The 11,913-nt window shown below is 36.5% G+C and carries 10 protein-coding genes; 6 read left to right on the top strand and 4 right to left on the bottom strand.

Annotated elements, in window-relative coordinates:
- The 5 genes from OWO01_RS15300 to OWO01_RS15280 all read left to right on the top strand — a co-directional run.
- Positions 1 to 815 (top strand): TraX family protein (locus OWO01_RS15300; RefSeq protein WP_268781350.1); only part of this gene is annotated, 815 nt, incomplete at its 5' end.
- Positions 816 to 1,193: 378 nt separating this feature from the next.
- Positions 1,194 to 1,661 (top strand): M50 family metallopeptidase, encoded by a 468-nt coding sequence (locus OWO01_RS15295; protein WP_268781349.1) that lies wholly within the window; start codon positions 1,194 to 1,196, stop codon positions 1,659 to 1,661.
- Positions 1,662 to 1,847: 186 nt separating this feature from the next.
- Positions 1,848 to 2,240 (top strand): DUF5412 domain-containing protein, encoded by a 393-nt coding sequence (locus OWO01_RS15290; protein ID WP_418936226.1) that lies wholly within the window; start codon positions 1,848 to 1,850, stop codon positions 2,238 to 2,240.
- Between the two features lie 129 nt (positions 2,241 to 2,369).
- A complete protein-coding gene (locus tag OWO01_RS15285; protein ID WP_268781348.1) occupies positions 2,370 to 4,556 on the top strand; it encodes a DUF1430 domain-containing protein in 2,187 nt (728 codons plus the stop codon).
- Position 4,557: 1 nt separating this feature from the next.
- Positions 4,558 to 5,190 carry an ATP-binding cassette domain-containing protein gene (locus OWO01_RS15280; protein WP_268781347.1) on the top strand — a complete coding sequence of 211 codons (633 nt, stop codon included), beginning with the start codon at positions 4,558 to 4,560 and terminating at the stop codon, positions 5,188 to 5,190.
- A gap of 128 nt (positions 5,191 to 5,318) precedes the next feature.
- On the opposite strand, the gene OWO01_RS15275 is transcribed toward OWO01_RS15280, so the two are convergent.
- The 4 genes from OWO01_RS15275 to OWO01_RS15260 all read right to left on the bottom strand — a co-directional run bounded on the left by OWO01_RS15275 (position 5,319) and on the right by OWO01_RS15260 (position 9,671).
- On the bottom strand, positions 5,319 to 5,609 hold the full coding sequence (locus OWO01_RS15275; protein ID WP_268781346.1) for a CD3324 family protein: 291 nt from the start codon (positions 5,607 to 5,609) through the stop codon (positions 5,319 to 5,321).
- A 398-nt stretch (positions 5,610 to 6,007) separates the two neighbouring features.
- Positions 6,008 to 7,300 carry a glycoside hydrolase family 27 protein gene (locus tag OWO01_RS15270; RefSeq protein WP_268781345.1) on the bottom strand — a complete coding sequence of 431 codons (1,293 nt, stop codon included), beginning with the start codon at positions 7,298 to 7,300 and terminating at the stop codon, positions 6,008 to 6,010.
- Between the two features lie 46 nt (positions 7,301 to 7,346).
- Positions 7,347 to 8,645 (bottom strand): alpha-glucosidase/alpha-galactosidase, encoded by a 1,299-nt coding sequence (gene melA, locus OWO01_RS15265; RefSeq protein WP_268781344.1) that lies wholly within the window; start codon positions 8,643 to 8,645, stop codon positions 7,347 to 7,349.
- Positions 8,646 to 8,801: 156 nt separating this feature from the next.
- Positions 8,802 to 9,671: a helix-turn-helix domain-containing protein gene (locus OWO01_RS15260; protein ID WP_268781343.1), complete on the bottom strand. Its 870-nt coding sequence runs from the start codon at positions 9,669 to 9,671 to the stop codon at positions 8,802 to 8,804.
- 362 nt (positions 9,672 to 10,033) lie between these two features.
- On the opposite strand from OWO01_RS15260, the gene OWO01_RS15255 reads away from it, so the two are divergent.
- Positions 10,034 to 11,629 (top strand): hypothetical protein, encoded by a 1,596-nt coding sequence (locus tag OWO01_RS15255; protein ID WP_268781342.1) that lies wholly within the window; start codon positions 10,034 to 10,036, stop codon positions 11,627 to 11,629.
- The last annotated feature ends 284 nt before the right edge of the window (positions 11,630 to 11,913 follow it).

Below are 11,913 nucleotides of genomic sequence, written 5' to 3'. Positions count from 1 at the left end.
AATTTAAAAAGGGAGAATTTAAATTGTCGAATACAAAACTAAAAATATTTGCTCTTGTAATAATGTTTATTGATCATGTTGGGCAATTTTTGCCCAACACTCCTGAATGGTTTAATTGGATAGGCAGAATTGTAGCGCCCATTTTTATCTATTTTGTAGTTGTAGGGGTAAAACACACTTCAAATAAAAAAAAATACTTAATTCGTCTTTATGTGTTCTCCTTATTTATGGCGATAATTAACATGTCATTAAATCAAATTTTCGATGAGACAAATGTTTATATCTGGAATAATTTTTTTAGTTCATTATTTCTAGTTGCTCTTGTTATTGTGTTGCTTGAACATTTCAAAGTTAAATACCTTCTGTTACTATCCTTTTGGCAGATAATAAGTTTTATTATCTGTGTGCTAATAGTGGAGTGGTATCAGATCTTAGAGCTAAACTATTTAGAGGGGACTTACTACTTCTGGGGATCTATATTTGCAAATATTATTTTTGTAGAAGGAAGTTATTTAGGAGTCGTAATTGGGCTGATTTTCTACATATCTAGGTTTGAAAAATTAAGATTAATTATTTTTTACAGTGGTTTTATATTATTATTTTATCTTATTAGCATTAGATTAATCAGCAATATTGGCCCTATTTCTCAAACATATTTTTTCCCGTTCTCTAATTATCAATGGATGATGTTTTTCGCACTCCCTTTTTTACTTCTTTATAATGGAGAAAGAGGGCAAGGCTTAAAATATTTATTTTACATATTTTATCCTTTACACCTTATAATTATTTTTTTAATTGCTCAATACATGATATGATTCATCTTCTAGAGACCACAGGGAGACCACAGGGACAGGCACTTCGGTCCAGTATATAAAAGAATCAGTGCTTAGTATTATACCTAAGCTGGTGATTCAGTGTGCCAAGAATTACATAGTTGTCCATAGAAGAAATGATAAGGACAGATAGCATGGAGGGCTGATTGTGGGACCGGTGATCCTGTCCCTATGGTCAGGGTCTGTGTAATCATTACAATAGCCAGTAACTATCTAAAAACTCCATTACTATTTTGTGGATATTTTGCTATAATAAAATTAGATTATTTTGGAAACACAAACTCACATGAATCATACATTATTATCCATTACGCGTAATAGCATAAACTAGTTACCGTTATCTAAAGGGAGGAAACACACGTGTTTGAAACAATTATAGGGTATTCCGTTGCACTTTTCCTATTTCAGCCGTTGAACGTATTCGTGCATGAACTTGGCCATGGTTTTTTTGCTAAGTTATTTGGAGGAAAAGTATATAAGATCGAAGTAGGTATTGGAGAACCTCTTTTTAGCATCGGAAAACTTCAAGTAAATAAACAATTCTTTATTATGGGGCGATGCAGATTCGATAGTGAACCTGCCAACCATAGCAAGATAAAATTATCGCTCATCCTTCTTGGAGGAGTTATTTTCAACATGATCACTATATTACTATTGATCGCAATTAAAATGAACACCACGCATCACCATTTTCTCGACGGTTATTTTTTTGGCTTCACAGGCATGCTAATTCTTTCTGCCCTTATTCCCATGACATATTTCACGGGAGATGACAGTGACGGAAAGCGATTGATGAGCGTTTTAACAAGAAAACGAGGAGTTAATTGATCTGATCGTTATCGTCAGCGTTACTTCAATAAGTGAAAGAAGTAGATGGCTTGAGTATACTGTCAACAAAGCTTTTTTTTGCTGTTTTTATATAGAGTTTTTCAAATAACTTTCATACTATTATTCCTAATACATTAGGTGATATAAGAATGGATGATAAGACAGGGGGAGAGCATTTTGACTACGATCTTGAAAGAAGATGAAAAGAAAGTTAAGAAAACGATACTGAAATTTTTATGTATTGGAAGTCTGATCTTTGTTGCTCTTATAGGATATGGAGTATATTGGGCGTTTTTTGATATGAATCGGTTGCCAACAGGTGATTATCTTACAGAAGAGACTTCTCCAGATGGGACTTACACGTTAAAAGCATATGTTACAAACGGCGGTGCAACAACTTCCTATGCTATACGCGGGGAGTTGGTATTCAACAACAATAATAATAGAACCAAAAATATCTATTGGAATTATCGTGAAGAAACTGCGAATATTACATGGTTAGACGATGATACAGTGGTAATTAACGGTCATACGCTTCATGCTCCTAATGATACATTTGACTTTAGGCGTGAAGGTTGATCATTTTTTATTCATTACTACCATTGAATAATTCGACCTGTAACCTAATAGCTAAAATACCATAAAACATTCGAGCATATTACTTACTCATTGTTATTTGAAAATTATAATCTAGTGGGGGCTAACTATGTGAAACGCTTTATTTCATTATTTATGATTGTTATGTTTTTAGTTATATTCGCAGCTAACTATTTTTCGTATCAGACTGAAAGTTATCAGACTTTGCTTAGTGCTTCAGATACCTATACATTTGAATTTAAAGTTCCTGAAGATATAATTAATGCTGACCCCAAAAATATAGACTCGTTGAAGGCTGCAGCAAAGAAAAATAAAGTAAATATCATTCGAACCTTTTCTTACCATGACAACGCGAAAAACGAATCATACACAGAAGAATACTTATGGTTAACAACAGATACTCGTCTATTTCAGCAAATGAGAATTACTGATGGTGAGGTTTTAACGCACGATGATATGCCAGACACTGAAAAATTCATGTCAACGAACCATACCAATAATGTTAATCAGGTGGGGGTCATTGCCAATTTTGGTGGAAGAGGAAATTACTCCATTTCTATTATAGACCATATAACTTCTAATTATAGATATTCGGGAAGTTACCAAGTAGAGGCCGATTCTGTTGAACAATATAATCTATTTGTTCAAGACTATGTTAACTATATAAATGAATCAAGTGGTGAAGAATTCACGCCTGATATGTATCAAGATAACATTGATGAGGAACGAATCATTAGCCAAGAAGTTTTTGATATATTGATCTTTATTCTGTTCTTTTTAGTTATTATGTTTTTAACTTTTTTGTATGACCTTATCTCTCAAACAAAAGCCATTTCCGTAATGAAATTAAACGGGCATCCTAGGATTTTTATTTCCTATCAAGTTTTCATTAAGTTTTTTAGTATAAATTTTTTAGTCAGTCAGATTCTGATCGTTCCTTTTTTATTTTTCATAAAAGATAACAGCTTTGCGTTTGTATACAAAGTCTATCTGACTAATTTTCTATTATATTTTTCTCTTTTGTGTGTATTGACGTTTATTTCCTATGTTTACACAAGCATGATAAAAACAACCTATTGCATTAACGGCAAAAAACCTATTGGTGTAATAACTTTCTTAAACAGCATTTTCAAATTGATTGTCTCCACAATTATAATCGTGATTGTTGTTAGTATAATTTCGGATCTAACGCTTATTCAACAAAAGCAAGCGGCATTGAACAACTGGGCAGAAACTGCTGACCTTGGCGTTTTTCATCCAGTCAAGTCGGGTGAGGATGCTGCATTAATCCGTGCTGGTGAATATCCCTTAGATATCCCATCATACTTCATGTACCCGGAGCTCAATCAAAAATTTGAGGCGATCTATATTAATTCAGACCTTTATACAACGGATAGTTTAGAGGTTAATCTTGGCAATGATTATATTAAATCCATTACCGTCAATCCAAACTATCTTATCAATTATCCCTTATATGATTCAGAAGGGCAACAAATTGAGATCAACGAAAGTATGGAAGAAACTGTCTTCCTTGTCCCAGAACAGTACAGAGATAAAGAGGAGCAAAATAAGGACTATTTTGGTTCAGCTCGCGAAAGATTTCATCGATTACACCAAGAGCTGTACCAACAAAACAACAAACATAAAAGCAAGGAAGTTACCTTTATTTATACGAAAACTGGTCAAGAAGTATTTTCTTTAAATACGAATGTGATGCCTAATCATTACAACATCATCGTAGATCCTATTATCCAAGTAATAACAGAGAGCAATGCATTAGTACCAGATACATTCTATACATCTACTAGTAATCAGACACTATTTATCAGACTTATCGAAACAGATACCGAAAAAACATACGAGAAATTGTTGCCTATATTACAAGAATATAGTTTAGATGATAATTTCCCATATTTAATACGGATTAACGATTTAATTTTGAGCGAAATAAACACTTTAAAAGAAGAAATCTATGTAACTATTACGATTTTGTTATCTCTAATCCTACTACTTGTCATTACATTAATTCAATATATTTATCTAATATTCCAACGTCACAGATATGAATTTTTCGTTAAAAAGACTTTTGGTCAATCATTCTTAAACAAATACCATAAGATACTATTAGTCTCTATTTTTATAAATATTATAGAGTTCATAATCTGCCTTAGCATTATAGAGACAGCCTTTTATCATATCTTTCTAATAAAAATAGTTATCGAATTTGCTATTATAATCACCATGATCAACTATTTTGAAAAACAAAATACAGTTAACATGTTGAAAGAAGGTGCCTAATATGGCTTATTGCGAGTTGCTTAACATAAATAAAAGATTTGAAGACAAACATATCTTAAAAAATTTTTCGTTGGAGATCAATCAAGGAGAACTAATTTGTATTTCTGGACAAAGCGGTGCAGGAAAATCAACTCTTATTCATATTCTCGGATTATTAGAAAAAGCGGACACAGGAGTTATTAACGTATGTGGCCAAGATAATCTAAAACCAAACTCTCGCCAGGCCAAAAAACTACTTAGACATAACATCGGTTTTCTCTTTCAAAATTTTGCATTAATTGATGATAAATCTGTAAGCTACAACCTGAATATCGGATTTGTAAAAAAAGGAAGATTAGATAAGAAGAAAAAACTAGAATTACTAAAAGAACTTGAACTTGATGTTACGTTGGATGATAAAGTATTTCAGCTTTCTGGAGGTGAGCAACAGCGACTTGCTATTGCACGGCTTTTAGTAAAAGATTGTGATTTAATCCTGGCTGATGAACCAACAGGCTCATTAGACGAAGCAAATAGGGCTAAGGTTTTAGACATATTGATGCGATTAAATCAAGCAGGGAAAACCATCATTATTGTTTCCCACGATCCTTATGTAATGAACCGGTGTAGTCGAGTTATTCACTTATCTAGATAACAACCCTTTTAAAAAAGTGTGAATTCTCTCTTCTGAAATTTTTTTAGAGGCATTCAATACAATACCGAACACAAGAAAAACTTACACATTCGCTAAAGCACGAGTGAATGTGTAAGTTTTTAATAATTCTATTGTTCTTGCCTTTGTAATCGATGGCGCGTTTGCGAAACAATCTTTCTAATGCTTTCCACCGATAAGTGATATGCTTCCTCCAAATCTTCCAACGTGTGGCCTTCCCTATACAGTCGGAAGATTTCTTCGTTTCTTTGCCTAATTATTTGGCGCGATCCGTTGCTTTCTCCCCAACCAACACGTTGACTTGCCTGTTTAGGAACATAGATTAGCTCACCTTGAATATACTTCTGTAATTCTTTCAGCAAGCTATCGGGAAGCACCTCTTTTCCGTTTTTGTATTGCATAGACGTCCTCCTCAAAAAAAGTAAGCTCAACCTGCTCACAACTTTTTAATTTGTCCACCGTGAACACCCCTTTCCGTTTGGGTGTAAGTTCTACAAAAACGCCTACACACCATTTTTATTTATCGTATACCAAAATACATTGTGTTTCCAGTTAAATATAATAGGAAATGAGGCCGCTACTAGAGCGACCTCACCTTTTAGGGTTTCTGCCTACGCAGAAGCCACCTCGTTATACTGAATCATTTTCATTCACGCCCCTTTCAAAGAGTTTGTCGGCCGATACCTATATTAACTCATATTTCCTGCCTTCTTAACAAGGGAAAGAATGGTTATAATTGTTTAATCCAAAAGTGCCTGGCACCCAAAAATCGTGTGGCCCGGCACTTCTTATTCTTTAACTATTGTTTGATGCGTATTAATTGGCACGCGTGTGGTCGAAGGGTTTTTTCGATTTTGTCGCCATTTACGCTAACCTGCTCTTTTGTAAAAACATCCACCATTGTTGAGAGACTGCTTTTATCAAGGCCAAGCTGCTCCAGGGAGACAGAAACGGTACGCTCTTCGTCACTAAGATTAAATAACGCAACATATTCGTCGTGATCATTTGTGTAACTATGCCAAACGACTTCATCATTTTCACGGTAGACTTGACGCGCGCCTTGGCCGTGGCGATGAACGTGTAAAAGGTCTTCATTGGTAAGTAAGGATAACGTAAATTCATCATTATCATTTAACTCGCCACCAAACATAAGTGGAGAGCGGAAGATTGACCATAACGACATCATCGTAATTTGTTCATCTTTTGTAAATCGTGTCATCCGATCGCTCGCGCCACCGTCAACAGAACGAATACCAATATGACCAAGTGGTAACATATCCGCATCAGGCCAGTGACCAGGTCCGACATTTTTGCTCCAACGATAGCAGCGCTCAAACATATCTTTTAACAGTTCCCATAAATCCCAGAAGTCGTCTGTCATGCGCCACATGTTCGCATTTTCTTCAAGCACAGCCGCGTCATTAAGATGCGCAGGACCAGGTGATAGGGATAAGACCATATCACGACCGGAGTTATCAATCGCTTTTCGGATCATTTTCACTTCATCCATATGGCCTTTGTGATATAATTTTGAATCGGCAATATCATCGACTTTAACAAAATCAACATCCCAACTCGCATAAAGTTCGAATAATGAATCATAATATTTTTGGCTCGCTTCGTGATATGGATTAACCCCATACATATCGGTGTTCCACGGACAAATCGAATTTGGTTGCGCGATATCACGTGCTCCCGCTTCCGTTCCTTTAATTTTTGTATTTTGATGAACCGCTTGTCGAGGAATTCCTCGCATAATATGAATACCAAATTTCAACCCTAGGCTATGCACATAATCAGCAAGTGGTTTAAATCCTTGGTTATTCTCAGCGCTCGGAAAACGATTTGTTGCAGGGATCAATCGGGAATATTCATCCATCTCTAACGGGATAAATGGACGGTATTGAGAAGACACCGCACCACTTTCCGACCATTGAATATCAACCACTACATATTCCCATCCATAATCTTTTAAGTGTTTCGCCATATAATCGGCATTATTTTTTACTTCTTCTTCTGTTACGGTTGCTCCATAACAATCCCAACTGTTCCAGCCCATCGGTGGAGTTAAAGCATATTGATGATGTTTCATCATGGAATCCTCTTCTTTCTCACGTTAATTTTTCGGAAAAAACGTTCTACTTAAATTCAGGTAGCCAGTCTCCATGCGCTTCTATTAGATCGTCACATAACTTAACGATGTCGTTCATCGATAGCTCACTAGCTGTATGCGGGTCAAGCAATGCCGCCTGATAAATCTTTGCTTTTTGTTGCGAATAACTTGCCTCAATCGTTAACAATTGTGTATTAATATTGGTTCGATTAAGTGCTGCTAACTGTTCTGGCAGTGTACCGACAGCAATGGGTTGGACACCATTTTTGTCCACTAGACACGGAACCTCTACCACTGCGTTACGCGGGAGATTATCGATAAGCCCATACGTGTTCAATACATTTCCACCAATTTTCATCATCTTGTCTGTTTCCATTGCCTCTATTATATAAGAGCCATATTCATGGGTACGTGCATGCGTTAGTGCTTCATTATTTACGACGTCATCACGCATTTTTTCCCAAGCATTGATTTGGTTTACACAACGTCTTTTGTACTCGTCTAACGGAATGTTTAACTGATCAATTAATTCTGGATAGTTTGATTTGATAAAATACGGATGGTATTCAGCATTATGCTCAGAAGATTCCGTAACATAATACCCAAACTTATCCATCAACTCGAACCGCACCATATCATGATGTTTTTCTTTTTGCTTAGCTTTGGCACGCTTCTTAATTTCAGGATAAAGATCCTCCCCGTTCCTTGTAATCTCGAGCAACCATGCCATATGATTAATACCTGCTATTTTCCATTGGATGTTATCTTTTGGTATGTCAAGATGATCAAGCAAGTGATCTGCACAGACTTGTACGCTATGACATAACCCAACGGTTTTAATCCCCTCATCCAACATCACTCGTGTCAGTACAGCCATTGGGTTGGTATAGTTTAAAAACCATGCATCTGGGCAAACTTCTTTGATATCTTTGGCGAATTCTCGCATCACTGGGATTGTCCGTAAGTTCCGAAAAACCCCACCAATACCTAATGTATCAGCAATCGTTTGACGCAATCCATATTTTTTGGGGACATCGAAATCGATAATCGTACACGGGTCATAACCTCCGACCTGAACCGCATTGATGACGTATTTCGCATTCCGCAATGCTTCTTTCCTATCAGTGTAGGCATGAATCGTTACCGTAGACTTGAGATTTTTTTTGATATTTTCAAGCATTAAACGCGATTCTTCTAATCTACTTGGATCAATGTCATACAAAGCAAATTCAAAGCTTTGTAAAGCGGGGACCGTCATACAGTCACCTAACACATTTTTTGCAAAGATTGTACTACCCGCACCTAAAAAGGTAATTTTACTCACTAGCATCAACACCTTCTCGTTTACTTTATCTTCATCATAATTAGAGGGCACTGAATTATCAATCGTAAATAAAAATAAAAAGGGTAATATATTGCTACTAGCCAGCACTGCCTGAGTCGATAACCGTTCCATTGCAGATTTACAATTTACCTGCTACTATTCAATAAACCAATGTCGTTCTCCGAGTGCTCGTTTTTCTTTCCGATAGGCAGAAGGAGTAAGGCGCATTTGCTTTTTGAAAACTTTTGTAAAATAGTTACCGTTTTGATAGCCAACAGCTTTTGCGATTTCTTCGATAGTTAGGTTTGTAGTAACTAAACGCTTGGTTGCTTCTCGCACTCTTTTGTCGGTTAGATAATCGATTGGTGTTTTTCCTGTATGTGCTTTAAACGTTCGAATAAAGTGATAAGGAGAAAGTCCACTTATCCTCGTTAAGCTATCGATGTCTATGTCCTTGTAATAGAATTGGTTCAGATAATCGGTCACTTTCAAAACCGGCTCCGTGACAAACCCGTCATGATTGTTGTACTCCAGTGTTTGCGCAAGCTGCATTAAAAACCGATAGCTCATCTCCGACGTTTGGTAAACCGTTAATTCATTATCCGGGCGGAGTTGATCCAAGAACATCTGGAGCAGCTCAATTAAGGAGTTGGTTTGATCGATTTGATAGCGTTGTCCATGTTTTTCAACCAATGTGTCAAACAATTGATCAACGGTTTCTCCATAAACTGTAATATAAATAAACTCCCAGGAATCAGATTTTTTTGGAAGGTAATACGAATGATCACTCGGTATTTTCACCCAAAACGCATCATTTTCTTTCAAATCGTATGTATGATTTCCTATTTTTATTTGACCACTACCTGCTAACGTATATTGAAATACATAACAACCTTGATCTGGTCGTTTTTGTCCATGCCAATAATAGTTTGTGCTCGTTTGTTTCTCATGTCCCACAGATAAAATATTTGACGGTGCTTGAAATGGGGCTGTATTAAAATCAAATCCAAAAGATTTATTTTTCATAAGATAGCCTCGCTTTGTAAACTATTTTGAGATGATGGAGAATGATGAATGAGTTCCCGTTGACTGTGTCTGCACTCAGACTTTCTACATTACTATCATTATATATGAATCCAATGATTTATAGCGTTTGTTTTATTTTAATTTCAAAAATTCGAATGCTACATTCATATGTTGTTCTGCTGATATATAGAAACAGAGTGCTTTACATGTTTTAGCTTTCCTATGCAAAGCTCTATCTACCATTCGACATAATTCGGGCGGTGACAGGCACCGAAAAAAGTAAATGACTTCCTGTTATAAAGAAGGTAAAATTACTATTGGAGGGATTTTTCTTACTAAAGTTATGAAATGAGGATGGCTAGATGAAAAAGTACGCGGAACGATTTTCAGCTTATGCATTATGGGTAGGGATCATGTTTGTTCTATATTATTTGTATTTACCGGCAATTACGCTTCAATCACCAAGATTTAGGCTATTTCTTGGACTCTTTTTTATAGGATTACTCGCCATTGAAGTTATGATCGATATCGCAAGCCAACGAAAATACGTCAACCAAGTGAAATATATACTTATTACGTTGCCGATTTTATTCCTTGGTGTAACCTTTGCGATTCAAGTTTTCAATAGTCCGTTTTTTCGAGCTACAGATTATTCAGAGTTAATCGAAGTTGAAGAAAAAGATTTTGAAACCGACTTTTTTGCCATGAACCCCAATCAAATACCGATGATGGACCGCGATACAGCAGAACGTCTAGGTGACCGTCGGATTGGTTCGATGAGTGATTTAGTTTCCCAATTTTCACCCGCAGATTCTTATACACAAATTAATATCGAAAACGAACCTTATCGAGTGACACCACTTGAGTATGCGGGATTCGTGCAGTGGTTTAATAATCGAGATGAAGGGATCCCTCACTACTTAAAAGTAGATATGGTGACTGGGGAAGTAACCGTAGAGGATCTTGAGGAGAACATCAAATACAGTCATTCAGAACGGTTTTCTCGTAATGTGACGCGTCACTTAAGACGAAATTATCCAACATTAATCTTCCGGGACCCGTCATTTGAAGTAGATGACGAGGGACACCCACACTATATTGCAACTACATATGAAAACAGATTCTTGTTCGCCCAACAAGAACCTAGCGGTGTTATTATCTTAGATGCAGTTACGGGTGAGACAAGTGCCTATGGGTTAGATGACATGCCAACATGGATGGACCGTATTTATTCTGCTGAACTCATCCTAGAGCAACTCAATTATCGCGGGAAATATTCTAGTGGTTTCTGGAATAGCGTCTTTCAAAAACGCGGAGTAACCCAAACAACAGACGGTTACAATTACTTACCAATGAATGATGATGTGTATTTATACACTGGCGTAACATCTGTTAACCGCGATGCATCAAATATCGGCTTCTTCCTTGTCAATCTACGAACAAAACGAGCCGAGTTCTATCCTGTTACATCCGCCGATGAATCTTCTGCGATGGAATCAGCAGAGGGTAGTTTACAACAGATGCGATTCACATCAACATTCCCATTATTAATAAACTTAAATAATCGGCCTTACTATATTTCATCATTAAAAGATGATTCTGGACTAGTTCGGTCTTATGCGTTAGTGGACGCTCAAGATTATCAAAAAGTTATTACGGGTAACACCGTTGAAGAATTAATCGATCAATTGAATGGGGCATCAAGCGATATTGAAGACCCTACTGAAGTAGAAGAGATAGAAACAGAGGAAGAATTGAGTGTTATCTCTGGTCAAGTTGACGATATTTCACAAGCGGTGGTCTCCGGTGACACTATCTACTTCTTCATGATTGATGGTTCGATTTATAAAGCTTCGATCACATTAAGTGATCAGTTACCATTTGTAGAGGTTGGTACGGAACTAGAAGGGGAAGTGAATGAAAATAATACTTTCCGCTCCATTATCATTACACCTTAACACGAACTGAGAAAAAACCATCCTTCTATTGGGATGGTTTTTTTGATAATTTTTTTGACGGGCTTACCTGGCTTACCTCATTCAACAGATTGCTATCTTCTTAAAAAATCTAGTACTCGCTCTATCGCTCTAGAATCCTTTTTGTTCTTCTGGATGCACCACTTTTCCGGCTACCTGCTGCTGGTTGCTGTAAACCTTCTACTAATCTCAGCAGTCCGTTCAGATCTTCTTTATTAACAGGTGAGGAAAGCTTGCAAAACAAGCCTAATCTACTAGATTAAATT

The sequence above is a fragment of the Natronobacillus azotifigens genome (genome assembly GCF_026805325.1).
Taxonomy (GTDB): Bacteria; Bacillota; Bacilli; order Bacillales; family Amphibacillaceae; genus Natronobacillus; species Natronobacillus azotifigens.
The sequence above is the reverse complement of the archived record's forward strand: the minus strand, read 5'-3'. Positions and strand labels throughout refer to the sequence as shown.

What these genes read in the sequence shown, in the direction of transcription:
- OWO01_RS15270 (WP_268781345.1), bottom strand. Translation starts at nt 7,300, where the DNA reads ATGAAACATCATCAATATGCTTTAACTCCACCGATGGGCTGGAACAGT.
- OWO01_RS15275 (WP_268781346.1), bottom strand. Translation starts at nt 5,609, where the DNA reads ATGCAATACAAAAACGGAAAAGAGGTGCTTCCCGATAGCTTGCTGAAA.
- OWO01_RS15260 (WP_268781343.1), bottom strand. Translation starts at nt 9,671, where the DNA reads ATGAAAAATAAATCTTTTGGATTTGATTTTAATACAGCCCCATTTCAA.
- OWO01_RS15280 (WP_268781347.1), top strand. Translation starts at nt 4,558, where the DNA reads ATGGCTTATTGCGAGTTGCTTAACATAAATAAAAGATTTGAAGACAAA.
- OWO01_RS15255 (WP_268781342.1), top strand. Translation starts at nt 10,034, where the DNA reads ATGAAAAAGTACGCGGAACGATTTTCAGCTTATGCATTATGGGTAGGG.